This is a genomic window from Vibrio paracholerae (assembly GCF_037672085.1).
GTDB lineage: Bacteria > Pseudomonadota > Gammaproteobacteria > Enterobacterales > Vibrionaceae > Vibrio > Vibrio cholerae.
Window position 1 is genome coordinate 1 of the sequence record NZ_JBBHLM010000002.1, and the last position, 20,386, is coordinate 20,386.

The 20,386-nt window shown below is 48.6% G+C and carries 17 protein-coding genes and 1 pseudogene; 6 read left to right on the forward strand and 12 right to left on the reverse strand.

Annotated elements, in window-relative coordinates; all coding sequences use genetic code 11:
- The 10 genes from mnmG to R4537_RS05340 all read right to left on the reverse strand — a co-directional run.
- On the reverse strand, positions 1-1,341 hold a 1,341-nt coding region (gene mnmG, locus R4537_RS05295), incomplete at its 3' end, for a tRNA uridine-5-carboxymethylaminomethyl(34) synthesis enzyme MnmG (RefSeq protein WP_340100842.1).
- Positions 1,342-1,813: 472 nt separating this feature from the next.
- Positions 1,814-2,248 carry an FMN-binding protein MioC gene (gene mioC / locus R4537_RS05300; RefSeq protein WP_000581313.1) on the reverse strand — a complete coding sequence of 145 codons (435 nt, stop codon included), beginning with the start codon at positions 2,246-2,248 and terminating at the stop codon, positions 1,814-1,816.
- A 9-nt stretch (positions 2,249-2,257) separates the two neighbouring features.
- Positions 2,258-3,619 (reverse strand): tRNA uridine-5-carboxymethylaminomethyl(34) synthesis GTPase MnmE, encoded by a 1,362-nt coding sequence (gene mnmE, locus R4537_RS05305; RefSeq protein ID WP_000205963.1) that lies wholly within the window; start codon positions 3,617-3,619, stop codon positions 2,258-2,260.
- Positions 3,620-3,712: 93 nt separating this feature from the next.
- Positions 3,713-5,338, reverse strand: a complete 1,626-nt coding sequence (gene yidC, locus R4537_RS05310; RefSeq protein ID WP_071178286.1) for a membrane protein insertase YidC — start codon at positions 5,336-5,338, stop codon at positions 3,713-3,715.
- Between the two features lie 2 nt (positions 5,339-5,340).
- Positions 5,341-5,598 (reverse strand): membrane protein insertion efficiency factor YidD, encoded by a 258-nt coding sequence (gene yidD, locus R4537_RS05315; protein WP_001886301.1) that lies wholly within the window; start codon positions 5,596-5,598, stop codon positions 5,341-5,343.
- Positions 5,565-5,888, reverse strand: a complete 324-nt coding sequence (rnpA, locus tag R4537_RS05320; RefSeq protein WP_235859095.1) for a ribonuclease P protein component — start codon at positions 5,886-5,888, stop codon at positions 5,565-5,567. The genes yidD and rnpA overlap by 34 nt, the downstream gene beginning before the upstream one ends.
- 45 nt (positions 5,889-5,933) lie before the next feature.
- A complete protein-coding gene (gene rpmH / locus R4537_RS05325; protein WP_000044781.1) occupies positions 5,934-6,071 on the reverse strand; it encodes a 50S ribosomal protein L34 in 138 nt (45 codons plus the stop codon).
- 241 nt (positions 6,072-6,312) lie between these two features.
- Entirely contained in the window at positions 6,313-7,050 is a 738-nt protein-coding gene (locus R4537_RS05330) for an amino acid ABC transporter ATP-binding protein (RefSeq protein ID WP_071178288.1), read from the reverse strand.
- The gene (locus R4537_RS05335) at positions 7,047-7,718 is read right to left on the reverse strand and encodes an amino acid ABC transporter permease (protein WP_071178289.1); all 672 of its coding nucleotides are present in this window, start codon (positions 7,716-7,718) and stop codon (positions 7,047-7,049) included. The genes R4537_RS05330 and R4537_RS05335 overlap by 4 nt, the downstream gene beginning before the upstream one ends.
- Before the next feature lie 77 nt (positions 7,719-7,795).
- A complete protein-coding gene (locus R4537_RS05340) occupies positions 7,796-8,542 on the reverse strand; it encodes an amino acid ABC transporter substrate-binding protein (protein ID WP_000683499.1) in 747 nt (248 codons plus the stop codon).
- Positions 8,543-8,853: 311 nt separating this feature from the next.
- On the opposite strand from R4537_RS05340, the gene dnaA reads away from it, so the two are divergent.
- The 6 genes and pseudogenes from dnaA to R4537_RS05370 all read left to right on the forward strand — a co-directional run bounded on the left by dnaA (position 8,854) and on the right by R4537_RS05370 (position 16,637).
- The gene (gene dnaA / locus R4537_RS05345) at positions 8,854-10,257 is read left to right on the forward strand and encodes a chromosomal replication initiator protein DnaA (protein WP_000099214.1); all 1,404 of its coding nucleotides are present in this window, start codon (positions 8,854-8,856) and stop codon (positions 10,255-10,257) included.
- A gap of 57 nt (positions 10,258-10,314) precedes the next feature.
- The gene (dnaN, locus tag R4537_RS05350) at positions 10,315-11,415 is read left to right on the forward strand and encodes a DNA polymerase III subunit beta (RefSeq protein ID WP_071178290.1); all 1,101 of its coding nucleotides are present in this window, start codon (positions 10,315-10,317) and stop codon (positions 11,413-11,415) included.
- 17 nt (positions 11,416-11,432) lie between these two features.
- Positions 11,433-12,524 carry a DNA replication/repair protein RecF gene (recF, locus tag R4537_RS05355; protein ID WP_001884355.1) on the forward strand — a complete coding sequence of 364 codons (1,092 nt, stop codon included), beginning with the start codon at positions 11,433-11,435 and terminating at the stop codon, positions 12,522-12,524.
- A 20-nt stretch (positions 12,525-12,544) separates the two neighbouring features.
- Complete coding sequence (gene gyrB / locus R4537_RS05360; RefSeq protein WP_071178291.1) at positions 12,545-14,962, forward strand: DNA topoisomerase (ATP-hydrolyzing) subunit B; 2,418 nt, start codon at positions 12,545-12,547, stop codon at positions 14,960-14,962.
- Between the two features lie 418 nt (positions 14,963-15,380).
- A pseudogene (locus R4537_RS05365) lies at positions 15,381-15,804 on the forward strand (transcription elongation factor GreAB).
- 395 nt (positions 15,805-16,199) lie between these two features.
- Complete coding sequence (locus tag R4537_RS05370) at positions 16,200-16,637, forward strand: Hsp20 family protein (protein WP_001261062.1); 438 nt, start codon at positions 16,200-16,202, stop codon at positions 16,635-16,637.
- A gap of 86 nt (positions 16,638-16,723) precedes the next feature.
- Here R4537_RS05370 and R4537_RS05375 read toward each other — a convergent pair whose 3' ends face one another.
- Positions 16,724-17,980 carry a valine--pyruvate transaminase gene (locus R4537_RS05375; protein ID WP_071178293.1) on the reverse strand — a complete coding sequence of 419 codons (1,257 nt, stop codon included), beginning with the start codon at positions 17,978-17,980 and terminating at the stop codon, positions 16,724-16,726.
- A 318-nt stretch (positions 17,981-18,298) separates the two neighbouring features.
- Positions 18,299-20,380, reverse strand: coding sequence for a glycine--tRNA ligase subunit beta (glyS, locus tag R4537_RS05380; protein ID WP_071178294.1), 2,082 nt, complete (start codon positions 20,378-20,380; stop codon positions 18,299-18,301).
- Between the last annotated feature and the right edge of the window lie 6 nt (positions 20,381-20,386).

Sequence of the window (20,386 nt, forward strand, 5' to 3'; positions counted from 1 at the left end):
ACGCAGATCAGCGTTGTCTTCACGCAGCAGCAGACGATATTCCGCGCGCGAAGTGAACATACGGTAAGGCTCTTTCGTGCCCATGGTCGAGAGATCGTCGATCAACACGCCCATGTATGCCTGATCGCGACGTGGGCTCCAGCCTTCTTTGTCTTGGCTGTACAAGCTGGCGTTTAGACCCGCCATTAAGCCTTGCGCAGCGGCTTCTTCGTAACCGGTAGTGCCGTTGATTTGTCCTGCAAAGAACAAACCATGGATAAATTTGGTTTCATAGGTTTGCTTCAAATCACGTGGATCGAAGAAATCGTATTCAATCGCGTAACCGGGACGAACAATATGTGCGTTCTCAAAACCTTTCATTGAACGTACGATCTGCACTTGCACGTCAAATGGCAAACTGGTGGAAATGCCGTTCGGATAGAGTTCAGTGGTGGTTAAACCCTCCGGCTCAATAAAAATCTGGTGACTGTCTTTATCGGCAAAACGCATCACCTTATCTTCGATCGATGGACAGTAACGAGGGCCGATCCCTTCGATGATCCCGGCATACATTGGGCTGCGATCAAGGTTAGCGCGGATCACATCATGGGTGCGCTCATTGGTGTGCGTGATGTAACACGGAATTTGGCGTGGATGCTGCTCACGCTTGCCCATAAAGGAAAAAACTGGGGTTGGATTATCACCGTGCTGCGCTTCCAATACCGAGAAATCAACGCTATTGGCATCGATACGTGGTGGTGTGCCGGTTTTTAAGCGATCAACACGAAATGGCAGTTCACGCAGTCGGTGCGCCAAAGCGATCGATGGTGGATCCCCAGCACGACCTCCCGCATAGTTTTCAAGACCGATATGGATCTTACCACCCAGGAAAGTCCCGACCGTTAACACAACCGCTTTGGCATGAAACTTAAGACCCATCTGAGTCACTACACCGCGAATGTGATCATTCTCAACGATCACATCATCTACTGCTTGCTGGAACAAGGTGAGATTTGGAGTATTTTCTAACACATTGCGCACATAGGCTTTGTACAGGGCGCGATCAGCTTGTGCACGAGTAGCACGTACAGCAGGGCCTTTTGAAGCGTTCAGTGTGCGAAATTGAATACCTGCGTGATCAATAGCTTGCGCCATTAAACCGCCCATTGCATCCACTTCTTTGACTAAATGACCTTTACCGATACCGCCTATTGCGGGGTTACAGGACATTTGGCCTAGAGTGTCAATATTGTGGGTAAGAAGTAACGTACGTTGTCCTGTACGAGCTGCAGCGAGAGCGGCTTCCGTTCCTGCGTGACCGCCACCAACCACAATGACGTCAAATGTTTCGTGATAAAGCATGAACGACCTCAGGTATTCATCGAGACTATGAGTTAACAAAAGAGGCGTATTCTAACCTCTTTCGGTTGGCTAGAAAATCGCTTTCCTGTTTTTTCGATCAAGAGGCTAATTAAATATATATAAAGATCTATATAGAGATCTTTTTATTAGATCTACTATTAAGGAGCAGGATCTTTGTGGATAAGTGAAAAATGATCAACAAGATCATGCGATTCAGAAGGATCAGATCGTGTGATCAACCACTGATCTGATCAAGTATTAGCTGGGATCAAAATCCTATGTTATACACAGTCACCTTGGGATCTAAAAGTTATTATATGGATAACTATAGGAAGATCACCGGATAATCGTATAGTTATCCACACTAGATTAGGTTAAAAAAGCATCAGTCAATCTTTTCACTACCATTACGTTTATCCACAATCAAAAAAAAGAGCGGCATTAAGCCGCTCTTCATGGAATGGGTCATTATTTAAAAGCGATTGATAACGCGTTTTAGCCAAGCTTCGGCGGCATCTTCAGGCACTGGATGTTCTTGTATATCGATAGTAAAGCAGTTAGCCAGTGGTTTAGCTCCTATATCCCCCAGCAGCTGATAGGCATGTTTACCTGCCGCGCAGAAAGTATCGTAGCTTGAATCACCAATAGCGACCACGGCATAACGTAGTGCAGAGGTATTCGGTGGTGTATTCTGCAGAGCTTGAATAAAGGGCTGGATATTATCCGGGTATTCACCAGCCCCGTGGGTTGAGGTGATGATCAGCCAAGTCCCTTTAGCAGGGATCTCATTAATGTTGGGCTGGTTGTGAATTTTGGTGTCAAAGCCTTGTTCTTGCAGTAAATCACTCAGGTGGTCACCCACATATTCCGCACCGCCCAGGGTGCTGCCAGTAATGATATGAATCATAGCGTTACTCTATTTCCCAATACAGAATGATGAAAAAATGCGGCCAAGCAGATCATCTGAGCTGAACTCGCCAGTAATTTCGTTAAGGTGTTGCTGAGCTATACGCAGCTCTTCGGCGAGGATTTCTCCTGCCATATAGCCTTCAAGTTGTTGCTGGCCAATCGCTAAGTGTTCTGCGGCTCGCTCTAGGGCATCGAGATGACGGCGGCGTGCCATAAAGCCACCTTCCTGACTGCCTGAAAAACCCATGCACTCTTTGAGGTGCTGACGCAAGGCATCGACCCCTTGGCCTGTTTTGGCTGATAGGCGGATCAACGTCGGTTGGTTAACGTGGCAGATCCCAAGTGATTCACCGGTTTGATCGGCTTTATTACGGATCACCGTGATCCCAATATTCTCTGGCAGTTTGTCAACAAAATCAGGCCAGATGTCCTGTGGATCGGTGGCCTCTGTGGTGGTGCCATCGACCATAAACAGTACGCGATCGGCTTGGCGGATCTCTTCCCATGCACGCTCAATACCAATTTTTTCTACCGCATCAGAAGCGTCTCGTAACCCCGCAGTATCGATGATGTGCAGCGGCATCCCATCAATATGGATATGCTCACGCAGAACATCACGGGTGGTTCCTGCAATGTCGGTGACGATGGCAGACTCTTTACCCGAAAGCGCATTGAGTAGGCTCGATTTACCCGCATTAGGACGCCCAGCAATCACCACCTTCATCCCTTCGCGCATAATGGCACCTTGGTTGGCTTCACGGCGCACTGCGGCAAGATTATCTATGATGGTTTGCAGATCAGCGGAAACCTTACCATCGGCCAGAAAATCGATCTCTTCTTCTGGGAAATCAATCGCGGCTTCAACATAGATGCGCAGGTGAATCAGCGATTCCACCAAGGTATGGATGCGTTTAGAAAACTCGCCTTGCAGTGATTGCAGCGCGGATTTTGCGGCTTGCTCAGAGCTGGCATCAATCAGGTCTGCGATGGCTTCCGCTTGGGTTAAATCCATCTTGTCATTGAGGAAAGCGCGTTCTGAGAATTCACCAGGACGGGCTGGGCGCACCCCTTTAATCTGCAAAATACGCCGGATCAGCATATCCATGACCACTGGGCCACCGTGACCTTGCAGCTCAAGCACATCTTCACCGGTAAATGAATGAGGATTGGGGAAAAACAGCGCAATGCCTTGATCGAGCTGCTGGCCATCTTCATCGGTGAAAGGCAAGTATTCGGCATAGCGGGGTCTGAGCGTGCGTCCAGTGACTGTCTGCGCGACGTGGGCAGCCAGTGGGCCTGATACACGAATAATGCCGACACCACCACGGCCGGGTGCCGTAGCCTGCGCGACAATGGTATCTGTTGTCATAGTGTTACCTGAACAGGATTGAATTAGCGCCATTGTAATCAGCAGCCAACAAAAAGGCGACCTTTTGGCCGCCTCTTTATTACTCAATCAAACTTACTTGGAGTGTAAGCCTTTTTTCTCTAGCGCTTTGTAGATCAGCGTTTGCTGGATTAGCGTTACGATGTTCGACACCAACCAGTACAGAACCAGACCTGATGGGAACCACAGGAAGAAGAAAGTGAACATCACTGGCATGAAGGTCATGATCTTCTGTTGCATTGGATCGGTGATCGTGGTCGGGCTCATCTTCTGGATCACGAACATGCTAGCACCCATCAGCAGTGGCAAGATGTAGTAAGGATCTTGCGCGGACAAGTCATGAATCCAACCAAAGAATGGAGAGTGACGTAGCTCTACCGACTCCATCAGTGCCCAGTACAGCGCAATGAAAATCGGCATTTGCAGAAGGATAGGGAGACAGCCACCCAGTGGGTTTACTTTCTCTTTCTTATACAGCTCCATCATCTCTTGGCTCATTCGCTGGCGATCATCGCCAATCCGCTCACGCATCGCTTGCAGTTTAGGTTGCAGCATGCGCATTTTCGCCATTGAGGTGTACTGTGCTTTGGTCAGTGGGTACATTGCACCACGCACTATGAAGGTTAAGCAGATGATGGCTAAACCCCAGTTAATCACAACGCTTTGAATTACAGAAAGTAGCCAGTGTAGTGGTTTAGCAATAAACCATAACCACCCGTAATCAACAACCAGATCTAAGTGAGGAGCAACAGCGGCCATTTGTTCTTGCAGTTTTGGGCCTACCCATAAGGTCGCTTCAAACTCTGCTTTATCACCGTTGGCAATAGTTTTGTTTGGTGTACGGATACCCATATCACCTAGATTATTGATAACACGTGAGTAAAGCTGGGTTTGTGGCTCATCACGTGGAATCCATGCTGAAGCGAAGTAGTGCTGGATCATCGCGACCCAGTTTACCGTCACATCGTTTGGTGCACTGAGGTTGCGATCTTTCATGTCATCGAAGCTGTACTTCTTGTAACGCACGTCGCTGGTTGAGTATGCACCACCACGGTAAGTTGGCATGGCGAGGTTGCCACCAGAATCCAGCAGATTTTGGCGCAGGTGAGCATACATACCTAGTGTGGCTTCGCTACCTGAGTTGTTGGCGACGTCAAACACCACATCCACGGCGTAGCTACCACGCTTAAGAATGAAGGTTTTCGTATAGTCAATGCCATTAGCTTGATAGGTCATAGGAATGCGCAGTTCATCTTGGCCTTCGGCCAGAGTGAAACTATCGGCACTCACTTGGTAAGCTGGACGATTATTGCTGGTGACGTCAATGCCTTGTGGGCCGACTAAACCACTTTGAGCAATAAACTGATGGCCTTGGGTGTTTTGCAACAAGACAAAAGACTCAGGCGAATTAAGCTCTTCTGAGTATTGATTCAATTTTGCGCTAACCACATCGCCACCGAGCGTATCAATAGACAGAGTCAATACATCGCTAGTCACGGTGATGGTCTTGGCCTGCGCTACTGCATTGGGTGCAGGCGTTGGATCTAACTCATCGGAAAATGAAGGAGCAGGAGCTGCGCCTGTGGATTGGGCCTGCTGTGTCGCTTGCGGTGCCGGGTTCTTCGCTACTTGCCATTGTTGAAACAGTAGGAAAGAAACCAGTGCCAGAGCGATTAACAAGATATTACGTTGAGAATCCATCGTTATTTATCTCTGTCTTGTTTTTGGACTGGTGGAACGGGGTCAAAGCCCCCTTCGTTCAAAGGGTGGCATTTTAATAGACGTTTGGTGGATAACCAACATCCTTTTATAAAACCGTGAGCTCGCAGCGCTTCTATCGCATACGTGGAACAAGTAGGAGTGAATCGGCAACGTGGGCCGATAAGTGGACTAATAAACCACTGGTAAAGTTTTACAATACCAATAGCTAACCACGAGAAGGGCGAGAGAGGCGTTGCCATAGTTTGCCAAGCAAGTTAAACAGTTCTTCATTGCTCAAATCTTGCGCGCTCTTTTTCGCGATGACAACAAAATCTTTGTTAGCCAGTTGATTTTGATGTAAGCGAAAGCTTTCTCGGCAAACACGTTTGAATCGATTACGGCCGACGGCAGTTTTGATCTGCTTTTTAGGAACCGCGAGTCCCAAACGAGGATGAGAAAGGTTATTAGTGCGAGCGATGATTGTGAGATGAGGAGAACCAGCACTGTGAGCTTGCTGGAAGACTTTTTGATAATGTTCGGGAGTTAACAAACGTAACTCCCGATTGAATGCGTACGTACTCAAAATAATTCGAGATTATTTTGACAGGCGCTTACGGCCTTTTGCACGACGTGCATTCAGAACTTTACGACCGTTCGCAGTCGCCATGCGAGCACGGAAACCGTGAGTACGCTTGCGCTTCAGAACTGAAGGTTGAAAAGTGCGTTTAGACATGATGTTACCTTTACTGATCAGTAGTTTTAGGTTCTTGGTTAACCCGGCGTGGGCATTAAGGTCTTCACTGAAGACGCCGACGCCTCTCAACAAAGAGGCGGAATTGTAATCACTGTCACAAAAGGTGTCAATGATTGGGTTTTCCCCAGTCTGAACTCACTCGATGAGTTGGCTCATTCTGGTTGCCGCTTTATTTGCGGTCGGCCGATTATACGGACAAACCACAAAATCTCAAGGATCCTTAACGGATCCCGACTTGATTGAGGAATTTTCTTAAGCGCAGATCCTGTGGATGGTCAAAGATATCCTGTGGAGAACCTTGCTCGACAATCTTTCCTTCTGCCATAAAGATCACCCGATCGGCGACTTCTTTGGCAAACTGCATCTCATGAGTGACCACCAACATGGTTTGATGTTGAGTCGCCAATTTTTTCATAAGAGCCAACACTTCACCCACCCATTCAGGATCGAGGGCTGAGGTCGGTTCATCAAACAGCAGCAGTTCAGGTTGCAGCGCCATCGCGCGGCCAATCCCAACCCGTTGCTGCTGGCCGCCAGAGAGTGCCGCGGGATAGCTATCACCTTTATCGCCAAGGCCGATGTCATCGAGAATTTGCTGCGCTCGTTGGTGCGCTTGAGCTTTTTTCCAGCCGCGTACCGTGATCAAGGCCTCTGCAATGTTTTGCCGCGCGGTTAAATGAGCAAACAGTGCGTAGTTTTGAAACACAAAACCAGTTTTACGACGCAGTGCCAGCACATCAGCTTTGGTATGTTTTTGGGTATCGACAGTGAGTTTATCAATACGGATACTGCCTTGATCGGCCTGCTCAAGGAAGTTCACACAGCGCAGTAGAGTGGATTTACCTGTGCCACTGGAGCCGATGATGACCACGATCTCTCCGCGTTGGATTTCAAGATCAATGCCTTTTAGCACTTCACTGGTACCAAACCTTTTGTGGATATTCTGCAATTTAATCATCGTGCATACGCCTTATTGAGTTTCTTCTCCGCCCAAGATTGCAGGCGAGTGAGCACCAAAACGACCACCCAATAGATGAGGGCTACCGCCAAGAAGGCTTCGAAGAAACGGAAACTGGATGAGGCTTCCATCTGCGCTTTGGCCATGATCTCTGCTACGCCAAGGGTAAAGGCGAGGGAGGTTGATTTGATCATATCAATGAAGTAGTTCATCAATGAAGGCAGAGCAACGCGTGTGGCTTGTGGCAAAATGATCCGGCGCATCGCCTGCGAAGTGGTCATACCGACGGATAAGCTGGCTTCCATTTGGCTGCGATCAATACCGATGATCGCGGCGCGAATGCTTTCCGCCATGTAAGCGGCAAAATGCAGAGTTAAACCGATCACCGCAGCGCTGAATGCATCAAGTCCAACTAAGAGTGGGAAGACTTGCGGTAAACCGTAGTAGAGCAAAAATAGCTGTACGAGCAGCGGCGTTCCGCGGAAAAAGCTGATGTAGAGCTGGCTAAGGGGATCCAACACTGGCACTTTGAACACCCGAATATTGGCTAGAATCAGCGCCAAAATCAGCGCGAAAACCAGCCCCCAGCTGGCCATTTCCAGAGTCGTACCCAGATATTTGAGCAAGATTGGCAGCAGCTCAAGCATGTAGTGAAAGTCAAAACCCATCTGCTTTCCTTCCTAAAATAATCAAAGGTGGGAAAGTCCCACCTTTATAGAATAGAGTCTAGCTTGGTGAAGCAGAATTATTGCGAGATATCGGTACCGAACCATTTGAGCGCGATTTGGCTTAATGTACCGTCAGCACGCATGGCGGCGAGCGCTTTATTGACTTCACCTTGCAGTTGCTGACCTTTTTCGTTATTCACAAATGGCCACGCGTTTTCGATAGTTTCAAACGGTGAACCCGCGAGTTGCAGGGGTAAACCGGTCTTTTCGATCAGCTCAAGCGCAGACAGACGATCCATCACAAAGGCATCGGCACGGCCTAAAGCTACATCGTGTTCAATGCCAGTATCGTAGGTTTTGATGTTGATTTTGCCGTCTTTATCATGGTTGCGCAGGAGCTGTTCAAAGTTAGAACCTAAATTAACCGCAACGGTTTTGCCCGCTAAATCGTCAATGCCTTTAATCGCTTCATTGCCTTTACGCACCGTAATTTGCGCACCATCAATCACATACGGATCGGAGAATAGATATTTAGCCTTACGTGCATCTGTGATAGTGATTTGGTTAGAAATGGTGTCGATGCGCCCAGTTTCGAGCAGGCCAAACAAACCGGAGAAGTTCGCGGTAACAAACTCCACCTTATAATCATTACGTTTACCAATTTCATTCCACACATCCACTTCAAAGCCTTGTAGCTCGTCTTGTTTCACGAAGGTGAAGGGGAAATAACGGCCCGACATACCGACTTTCACCTCGGTAGCTGCCTGAACGGTGGCAGAAGAAAGGGCTAGGGCAGCCAGAGCGATGTTAAACCAGTGTTTCATTGTGTGACTCCTGTATAATTTATGACTATATCCTACTGGCAATTAAATCATTAAAAGAAATAACCAGTAGTTATTAACAATAACTGATCAAAATCAAAAACATGGGGATAACTACTAAAGATCTTGAGATATGTGGATCTTTATGTGGGTAGCACGGGCAAAATGTGTGAGGATCTTAGTTATCGGTCGAAAAATAATGTGAATAACTTAGATCTTATTCACTGGATCATCGATCCAGCGCTGGCGATCTGAGTTATCAACAGGTAGAATTGCTCCTCTTTACCGATCGTTGATTTTTGAGTGAGGGAATCGTGTCATCTTCGCTATGGTTGCAATGTTTGCAACGGCTTCAGGAAGAGCTACCTGCCGCAGAATTCAGTATGTGGGTGCGTCCGCTTCAAGCGGAGCTCAATGACAATACTCTCACTTTATTCGCCCCGAACCGCTTTGTGTTGGATTGGGTACGCGATAAGTACCTCAACAACATCAATCGTCTGCTGATGGAATTCAGTGGCAATGATGTGCCTAACTTGCGCTTTGAAGTGGGCAGTCGCCCTGTGGTGGCGCCAAAACCCGCGCCTGTACGTACGGCTGCGGATGTTGCGGCGGAATCGTCGGCACCTGCGCAATTGGCGCAGCGTAAACCTATCCATAAAACCTGGGATGATGACAGCGCTGCGGCTGATATTACTCACCGCTCGAATGTGAACCCGAAACACAAGTTCAATAACTTCGTGGAAGGTAAATCTAACCAGCTAGGTTTAGCGGCGGCTCGCCAAGTTTCCGATAACCCAGGTGCGGCGTATAACCCCCTCTTTTTGTATGGTGGCACCGGTTTGGGTAAAACTCACCTGCTGCATGCGGTGGGTAACGCGATTGTTGATAACAACCCGAACGCTAAAGTGGTGTACATGCACTCTGAGCGTTTCGTGCAAGACATGGTGAAAGCCCTGCAAAACAACGCGATTGAAGAATTCAAACGCTACTATCGCAGTGTGGATGCCTTGCTGATCGACGATATTCAATTCTTTGCCAACAAAGAGCGTTCGCAGGAAGAGTTCTTCCATACCTTTAACGCGCTGCTGGAAGGCAACCAACAAATTATTTTGACTTCTGACCGCTATCCGAAAGAGATCAGTGGTGTAGAAGATCGTCTCAAATCGCGCTTTGGCTGGGGTTTAACCGTGGCGATCGAGCCGCCGGAGTTGGAAACCCGCGTCGCGATCTTGATGAAAAAAGCTGAAGATCACCAAATTCATCTGCCGGATGAAGTGGCTTTCTTTATTGCGAAACGCTTGCGCTCTAACGTACGTGAGTTGGAAGGCGCACTGAACCGCGTGATCGCCAATGCCAACTTTACCGGTCGCCCGATCACGATTGATTTCGTGCGTGAAGCGCTGCGTGACTTATTAGCTCTGCAAGAAAAGCTGGTCACGATTGATAACATTCAGAAAACCGTTGCCGAATACTACAAAATTAAAGTGGCGGATCTGCTCTCAAAACGCCGTTCGCGCTCGGTCGCTCGTCCTCGTCAATTGGCGATGGCATTAGCTAAGGAGCTGACCAACCACAGCTTGCCTGAGATTGGCGATGCGTTTGGCGGTCGTGACCACACGACCGTGTTACACGCCTGCCGTAAAATCGAGCAGCTGCGCGAAGAGAGTCACGATATCAAAGAAGATTATTCGAACCTGATTCGTACGCTTTCCTCTTAATTTGCGCTATGGTTAGCGCACTTGCGTATTTCGCTTTCACCCGTTTAAGAGAAGACTATGAAATTTACCATTGAACGTAGCCACTTGATTAAACCCTTGCAACAGGTGTCCGGCACTTTAGGTGGCCGCGCCAGCTTGCCGATCTTGGGCAATTTATTGCTTAAGGTGGAAGAGAATCAACTGTCGATGACCGCCACTGATTTGGAAGTGGAACTGATCAGCCGCGTGACGTTAGAAGGTGAATTTGAAGCAGGCAGCATTACCGTTCCTGCGCGTAAGTTTTTAGATATTTGCCGTGGTTTGCCGGATAGTGCCGTGATCACTGTGCTGCTTGAAGGCGATCGCATTCAAGTGCGTTCTGGCCGTAGCCGTTTCTCACTCGCCACCTTGCCTGCCAGTGATTTTCCGAATATCGAAGATTGGCAAAGTGAAGTGCAAGTTTCGCTTACTCAAGCGGAATTGCGTGGCCTGATTGAGAAAACCCAGTTTTCCATGGCTAACCAAGATGTACGCTACTACTTAAACGGCATGCTGTTTGAAATTGATGGCACCACCTTGCGTTCGGTTGCGACCGATGGTCACCGTATGGCGGTGGCACAAGCTCAGCTTGGTGGGGATTTCGCGCAAAAGCAGATCATCGTACCGCGTAAAGGGGTGCTTGAGCTGGTGAAACTGCTCGATGCGCCAGAGCAACCTGTGGTGCTGCAAATCGGCCACTCTAACTTGCGTGCAGAAGTGAATCACTTTGTGTTTACTTCGAAGCTGGTTGATGGTCGTTTCCCTGATTATCGCCGCGTATTGCCGCAACATACCAGCAAAACACTACAAGCGGGTTGTGAAGAGTTACGTCAGGCGTTTTCGCGTGCTGCGATTTTGTCCAATGAAAAATTCCGTGGCGTGCGGGTTAATCTGGCTGACAACGAAATGCGCATTACTGCCAATAACCCAGAGCAAGAAGAAGCGGAAGAGCTACTGGATGTGAGCTTTGAAGGCGAGCCGATTGAGATTGGCTTTAACGTCAGCTACATCTTGGATGTGCTTAACACCCTGCGCTGCGACAATGTGCGCGTTTCGATGTCGGATGCCAACGCCAGTGCCTTGGTGGAGAATGTCGATGATGACAGCGCCATGTACGTGGTCATGCCAATTCGTCTGTAAGGTATAACCGAGTTACCATGCCGCTTTCCCGGTTAATGATCCAACAGTTTCGTAATATTAAAGCCTGTGATATTCGCCTATCAGCAGGCTTTAACTTTCTTATCGGGCCGAATGGCAGCGGTAAAACCAGCGTTCTTGAAGCGATTTATCTGCTCGGCCATGGCCGTTCATTTAAAAGCTCGCTGACCGGACGGATCATTCAAAATGAGTGCTCAGAACTGTTTGTGCATGGCCGGATTTGTGAGCATTCTTTGAGCTCTGATCAATTTGAGCTACCCGTTGGCATTAATAAGCAGCGTGACGGCTCAACTGAGGTTAAAATAGGCGGCCAAACGGGGCAAAAGTTGGCGCAGTTAGCGCAGATTTTGCCACTGCAATTGATTCATCCGGAAGGCTTTGAACTGCTGACCGATGGACCGAAACAGCGCCGTGCATTTATCGATTGGGGCGTGTTTCATACTGAGCCCGCTTTTTTTGATGCATGGGGGCGGTTTAAGCGGCTCAGCAAGCAGCGTAATGCACTGCTCAAAAGCGCGCAAAGCTATCGTGAACTCAGTTATTGGGATCAAGAATTAGCCCGTTTGGCTGAGCAGATTGACCAGTGGCGTGAAAGTTACGTCAATCAATTGAAAAATGTGGCAGAGCAGTTATGTCGCACATTTTTGCCAGAATTCGATATCGACTTAAAGTATTATCGAGGTTGGGAAAAAGATCAGCCTTATCAATCGATTCTGGAAAAAAACTTCGAACGGGATCAGCAGTTGGGCTATACCTTTAGCGGGCCTAACAAAGCGGATTTGCGGATTAAAGTAAACGCAACCCCGGTGGAAGATGTGTTGTCGCGGGGACAACTGAAGTTGATGGTGTGTGCGTTGCGCGTGGCGCAAGGGCAGCACCTGACCGAGTTGACAGGAAAGCAATGCATTTATCTTATCGATGATTTTGCTTCCGAATTGGATAGCCTACGTCGCCAACGTTTGGCAGATAGCCTAAAAGGGACGGGGGCGCAGGTTTTTGTAAGTTCTATTACCGAAAGCCAAGTGGCGGACATGTTAGATGAGTCCAGTAAAACATTTCACGTTGCCCACGGTGTAATAGAGCAAGGATAAACAGAGTGAGAGAGTAACTCATGTCGAACAATTACGATTCATCGAGTATTAAGGTACTGAAGGGTCTGGATGCGGTACGTAAGCGTCCGGGTATGTACATCGGCGACACTGATGATGGCACCGGTCTGCACCACATGGTTTTTGAGGTGGTGGATAACTCAATTGATGAAGCGTTGGCAGGTTACTGTAAAGACATCGTGGTCACCATCCACGAAGACAACTCAGTGTCAGTCAGCGATGACGGTCGTGGTATCCCGACCGAAATGCATCCTGAAGAGAAAGTGTCTGCGGCAGAAGTCATCATGACTGTACTGCACGCCGGCGGTAAATTTGACGACAACTCCTATAAAGTCTCCGGCGGTCTGCACGGGGTAGGTGTGTCGGTGGTGAACGCGCTATCGGAAAAAGTGCTGCTCACCATCTATCGTGGTGGCAAAATTCACTCTCAAACTTACCACCACGGTGTGCCACAAGCACCCTTGGCTGTAGTGGGTGAGACAGAGCGTACCGGTACAACCGTACGTTTCTGGCCAAGCGCACAAACCTTTACCAATATCGAATTTCATTACGACATTCTGGCTAAACGCCTACGTGAGCTGTCATTCTTGAACTCTGGCGTGTCGATCAAGCTGAGCGACGAACGTGAAGAAGATAAAAAAGATCACTTCATGTATGAAGGGGGTATTCAAGCGTTTGTGACCCACTTAAACCGTAACAAAACGCCGATTCATGAAAAAGTATTCCACTTCAACCAAGAGCGTGAAGATGGCATCAGCGTCGAAGTGGCAATGCAGTGGAACGATGGTTTCCAAGAAAACATCTACTGTTTTACCAACAACATCCCACAGCGTGATGGTGGTACCCACTTAGCCGGTTTCCGTGGTGCGTTGACCCGTACTTTGAACAACTACATGGACAAAGAAGGCTTCTCGAAGAAAGCGCAAGCGGCCACTTCTGGTGACGATGCGCGTGAAGGCTTAACGGCAGTGGTTTCGGTGAAAGTGCCGGATCCGAAATTCTCCAGCCAAACCAAAGATAAACTGGTTTCTTCTGAGGTTAAATCTGCGGTTGAGTCAGCCATGAATGAGAAATTGGCGGATTTCTTGGCGGAAAACCCAAGCGAAGCGAAACATGTTTGCTCTAAGATTATTGATGCGGCGCGTGCTCGTGAAGCGGCGCGTAAAGCCCGTGAGATGACTCGTCGTAAAGGCGCGCTAGATTTAGCTGGTTTACCAGGCAAACTGGCGGACTGTCAGGAAAAAGATCCAGCACTATCTGAACTCTACATAGTGGAAGGAGACTCTGCGGGTGGTTCAGCCAAACAAGGCCGTAACCGTAAGAATCAAGCGATTCTGCCGCTGAAAGGTAAGATCCTCAACGTAGAAAAAGCGCGTTTTGACAAGATGTTGTCTTCACAAGAAGTCGCGACCCTGATCACTGCATTAGGTTGTGGTATCGGCCGTGATGAATATAACCCAGATAAACTGCGTTATCACAACATCATCATCATGACCGATGCGGACGTCGACGGCTCGCACATTCGTACTCTGCTGTTGACCTTCTTCTACCGCCAAATGCCTGAACTGATTGAGCGTGGTTACATCTACATTGCTCAGCCACCACTGTATAAAGTGAAGAAAGGCAAACAAGAGCAGTACATCAAAGATGAAGATGCGATGAACCAGTACCAAGTGGCACTGGCGATGGATGGCGCAGAGTTGCACGTGAATGCCGATGCGCCTGCATTGGCGGGTGAACCGCTGGAGAAACTGGTTCAGCAATACAACGCCGCGATCAAACTGGTTGAGCGCATGAGCCGCCGCTATCCTTACGCGATGCTGCATGAGCTGATTTACGTACCTCGCATCAATGCCGAGCTGTGTGCGGATAAAGCCGCAGTTGAAGCATGGACCCAGCGTTTAGTGGAGCAACTGAATGCTAAAGAAGTCGGAGCGAGCCAATACAGTGTTCTGGTTGAACACAATGTTGAGTTGAATGTGTACCTACCAAAAATTCAGGTACGTACTCATGGTGTCTCTCATGAGTACTTATTGAGCGTCGATCTGATTAACTCAAAAGAGTACGCTAAGTTAGCTGATCTGTCTGAAGCGTTAGAGGGTTTGATTGAAGCGGGTGCGTTTATTAAACGTGGTGAGCGGATGCAACCTATCAGCAGCTTTGCGGCCGCATTGGAATGGTTAATTAAAGAGTCGCGCCGCGGTCTGTCTATCCAACGCTATAAAGGTCTGGGCGAAATGAACCCTGATCAGCTGTGGGAAACAACGATGGATCCAGAAACGCGTCGTATGATGCAAGTCACCATCGAAGATGCGGTAGGCGCGGACGAACTGTTCACTACGCTCATGGGCGATCAAGTTGAACCACGTCGTGCATTTATCGAAACCAACGCACTGAAAGTGGCCAACCTCGACGTGTAAGGGGTTGGTTGATTCACCGTGACAAAAAGCAGCGCTGTGGCGCTGCTTTTTTTATCTCTGCATTTTGTCCCTTCCCTCTGTTGGATGACGGCAGCCTCAAGCAATGACAAAAGGGAGCCATAAAAATTTTGTGTCGAATATCCTAGGTTGTTGGGCTAAAGCACCAAAATCAGAGGTTAACTAAGACTTTTCTATCCTGAAAACGGCTTTATTAGACTTTCCTTTTTTCTCTAAATTTCATGAGGTTGCATTCATTTTTTTAGTGTCTATAGTGGTCTGTGAACCCTATCGTTATTCCTTATTTTTTGACTGGAGGTCAGGATGGTCGCCTTTGTGAATTGAGCCGGGAGTGTATTTCACTCCCGGGCATACTCATCGATTTGTCACTGTTGGTAATGGAATGAGCAAAGGAAGTATCATGCTGAACCGGTTATCTTTGAATATTCGGCGTTTTCTCGCCGGTTGGTGGCTACGTAGCCGCTTTTTGACCTATCAATCTCCGCTGTTGCTGCTCGAATTGTTCGAGAAGCTGGAGCATCCTCGCTCGCCGATTGAACGAGCGCCACAGCGCATTAAGCTTGGGGATACGGTGAGCCTTGTTGATGCTCATCGCCAGTTGTCGTTTCAAGTCACTCTGACCACGTCTGAAAATCAGCACGAAGTGCAGGGTGGCGTGACGTGCGATTCCCTGCTTGGTGCCGCCTTACTTGGCCGCCGTCAGCATGAAGTGTTTAGCTTGTCGATTTGGGGACAAGCACGTTGCTTTGCCATTACTCACGTTCAGCACTCAATGCAGGGTAAGCCAACCAAGCTCTGCCCATGCTTGTTATGTCAGTAATTAGGAGTTTGTCATGAGTAAACAAGAGATGAAAAAACCGCAACTCAGCCTCAAAGAGAAGCGCAAGCTGAAGCAAGAAAAAGCGCAAGAGAGCTCAGTGATTAAGCCACGCAAAGGCCGTTAATTAAGGATAAAGTGCATTATCCAAATGACTAGCCCGACTCAATGTCGGGCTTTTTTTCAAAAAAATTTTTGGGCAAAAACTTGAAATGGTTTTGAGTGACCCTATATCTAAGTGTGAAGAGGATGCCGCTAGGACCTCTGAATGAGACTAACACCCTTGCTCAATTGAGGAGTGTGTTACCTAACTGAAATCACGCCGATTCAGGTCATAAGAATGGATCGGGCGACTTAACAAGTCATTGTTAAGACTATTGCTTAATCAAAGAGGATAGGAATATGAGAACTGTAGATTTTACTCCACTGTACCGCAACGCGATTGGCTTTGACCGTCTACTGAACATGATGGAAAACAGCGCGGCGAAAAACGCCCAAGGCGGATACCCTCCATACAATATCGAGCAAAAAGAAGACAACCAATATCGCATTACCATGGCGGTAGCGGGTTTTGGCGATGAAGAGATCGATATTACTCAACAAGAGAATACTTTGATTGTGCGCGGTGAGCGTAAACCCGAAGAGAGCAAAAACTACATCTATCAGGGCATTGCCGAGCGCGATTTTGAACGTAAATTCCAATTAGCGGATTACGTGAAAGTGACTGGCGCGACTATGGAACATGGTCTGCTGCACATTGATTTAGAGCGCGAAATTCCAGAAGCGATGCAGCCACGCAAAATTGCGATTAACGGCAAGCACCTACTGGAAAACAAATAACTCTGCGCAGCGTTTAACGCACTGAACGCGAGATAAAACGAAGCCCGCGAATTTCGCGGGCTTTTTGCATTGCTTAGTTTGGGTGTTTAGAGATTGGCTTGTTGATACGCTTTTTGTACTTCTTCGGCGATGATGGCAATGCCTTGTTCCATCGCTTGCTCTTTCTGCACATAGTTCATACGCAAGCATTCATGGGCATGTGGCCATTCTTGCGGCTGGCCGATAAAGAAATATTCGCCCGGTACAATCAATACGCCACGCGCTTTCAAACGTTGGTAAAGCTCCATCGTGGTGATCGGCAGTTCATCAAACCACAGCCAGAGGAAGATCGCCCCTTCTGGTTTATGGATGCGAAAACGCGGATCAGTAATCGCATTTTGCAGCAGCTCTACCGCATGTTGCGCTTTTTGGCGATAAAACGGTTTGATCACCTGCTCGCTAAGTCTCAGCAGATCGTCTTTTTCTATCATACGTTGTACCAACGCAGGCCCCATACTGCCGGGTGCTAAGCTAATGATGCCATTCATGTTGGTCAGCGCTTGAGTTACCGCTTGATTGGCGATCACGATGCCGCAGCGCAGACCGGGCAAGCCCAGTTTGGATAGGCTCATGCACAAGATGGTGTTGTCATTCCAAAACGGTTCAACGTCTTCAAAAATGATATTCGGGAAGGGTACGCCGTAAGCATTGTCGATAATTAAAGGCACACCGTTATCACGAGCTAATTGGTCGAGTTTGTGGATTTCCTCTTCGGTTAACACGTTACCGGTTGGGTTGGTGGGGCGAGACACACAGATCGCGGCTACCGATTCATCGACTTTCAGCTCAGAAAAGTCCACATGGTATTTGAACAGTCCTTGATCGAGCAGCTCAATCTCCGGACGGTAGGAGACAAAAATATCGTCATCAATGCCTGCATCACCGTAGCCAATGTATTCGGGCGCGAGGGGCAGGAGGATTTTTTTGTGTGCACCATCGGGCTGTTTACCGGCAAACAAGTTAAACAGGTAGAAAAAGCCACTCTGGCTGCCGTTGGTTAAAGTGATGTTCTTTTCGCTGATATTCCAGCCATACGTCTCACGCAGCAGTGTAGCGAGCGATTTTACAAACACATCTTTGCCCTGTGGACCATCGTAATTGGTCATGGCATTGAGCAGTGAACCATCGGCCAGCATTTCGGCGCTGGTGTTATGGAAATAATCGAGCATGGCAGGGATGGCAGCAGGATTACCGCCACCAAGCATGATCGCGCCTGGAGTGCGCAGACCATCGTTCAAATCATCCATTAACTGGGTAATACCGGAGTAGCGATTAAACTTTTCGCCAAAAGAGGAATACTGCATTGCTCGACTACCTAATGATTGCTGTGTGTTTGCGAAACGATATACCGGTGGAATCTCCGCCGTTTAGAATAGTTCTTGAACATACCGCAATGTATTTGCGAGGCAAAGCAATATTTTTGTGTCCCCTTCCTACTTGAAGCTGCAGCGGTGTTGGCTGCGTTCGTTCACCCCAATCACATAGTTTATCTATGCTCATGGGGATGAACTCACTTGCCGCCTACCTGCAACTCCAAGTCGTTTGGGGAGCGCGAGCAAAAACAAAGCCCAACTCAAAAGAGTTGGGCTTAAAGTTTGTTGACGAAATTATCGTGCTGCAGATTATTTTTGCAGCAGCGAAATGTCGGCAATTTGCAGGAACAGGTTACGCAGCTTGTTGAGCAGCGTGAGACGGTTCTTCTTCAGTGCTTCGTCGTCAGCCATCACCATCACGTTGTCGAAGAAGGCATCGACAGGCGCGCGCAGGCCTGCCAGTTTGCTCAGGGCTTCTTGGTAGTTACCGGTTGCAAACGCAGGTTCTAACGCTTCTGCCATGATTTCGACGGCTTCGGCTAAGGCTTTTTCCGCATCTTCTTGCAGCAGAGCGAGATCAATTTCTTCACCCAATTCGCCATCGTACTTCGCCAGAATGTTGCCTACACGCTTGTTGGCAGCGGCCAGTGCTTCGGCTTCTTCAAGAGCGCGGAAGTGCGATACCGCTTTCACACGCTGATCAAAGTCAGCGGGTTTGGTTGGGTTACGCGCCAGTACCGCTTGGATGATGTCGATGCTAAAGCCCGCATCTTGGTACCAAGTTGGGAAACGGCCAAGCATAAACTCGATCACTTCCTGCTCAACGTTGGCATTCGTCAGGCGGTCACCAAACAGGGATTTGGCTTTGGCAATCAAATCCACCAGATCTAACTGGTAGCCGTACTCAACCAGAATACGCAGTACACCCAGTGAAGCACGACGTAGCGCAAATGGGTCACTGCCTTTTGGCGCTTGGCCAATACCAAATATACCGACGATAGTATCGAGTTTGTCAGCCATCGCGACCGCAGCAGAAACCCCACGGCTTGGCAGTTCATCACCCGCAAAACGTGGCATGTACTGCTCGTTCAGCGCAACCGCCACTTCTTCTGCTTCACCATCGTGACGCGCATAGTGCATACCCATCACGCCTTGGGTGTCGGTAAATTCAAACACCATCGAGGTCATGAGATCACATTTTGCCAGTAGGCCTGCACGCTTAGATTTCTCCACGTCAGCACCGATCTGCTCTGCGATGTAGCCTGCCAGTTCAGTAATGCGGTCGGTTTTGTCTTTAATCGTGCCGAGTTGCTGTTGGAAAATCGCGTTTTCTAGCAGAGGTAAGCGATCCACCAATGGGCGCTTGCGGTCTGTATTAAAGAAGAATTCTGCATCCGCCAGACGTGGACGAACCACCTTCTCGTTACCTTCCACAATATGGCGAGGCTCTTTCGATTCGATGTTCGAAACGAAGATGAAGTTAGGCAGCAGTTTTTTGTTCGCGTCGCCCATTTTATGAGAATAAACGGGGAAGTATTTTTGGTCACCTTTCATGGTGTACACCAAAGCTTCTGCCGGAACTTTGAGGAATTTTTCTTCAAATTTTGCCGTCATCACCACTGGCCATTCCACCAGCGAGGTCACTTCTTCTACCAGCGCATCTTCCAGATCCGCGATACCGCCGAGCTGTTGAGCCGCTTGTTGTGAGCCTTCGATGATCATCGCTTTACGAGTCGCGTAGTCAGCGATGACTTTGCCGCGCTCTTCAAGAATCGCAGGATACTGCTCAGCCGATTCGATGGTGAATTCCGCTTCACCCATAAAGCGGTGACCACGGAGGGTGCGTGCAGAAGCAACACCCAAGATTTCGCCTTGGATTAGTTCGCTACCAAACAGAATGGTCAGAGTTTTCACTGGACGGATAAATTGGGTTTCTTTATCGCCCCAACGCATTGGTTTCGCAATCGGCAGGTTAGCCAGCGCTTTGGCCGCCATGTCCACAACCACAGAAGCGGTTTGTTGGCCTTGCACTTGTTCTTTGAACAGCAGCCATTCGCCTTTGTCTGTGACGAGACGTTCTGCTTGCTCTACCGTGATGCCATTGCCACGCGCCCAGCCTTCAGCGGCTTTGGTTGGCTTGCCATCGGCATCAAACGCAACGTTGACGGCAGGACCACGTTTTTCAACGACGCGATCCGGTTGGCTTTCTGCCAAATTGGCCACTTTTAGTGCCAAACGGCGTGGCGTGGCAAACCAAGTTACGCCTTCATGGGCGATGTCAGCTGTTGCCAGTTCTGCCGCAAAATTCGCCGCAAAGGCTTCAGCCAGTGTGCGCAGTTGCTTTGGTGGCAGCTCTTCTGTGCCTAGCTCAATTAAAAATTCTTTTGCCATGTGACG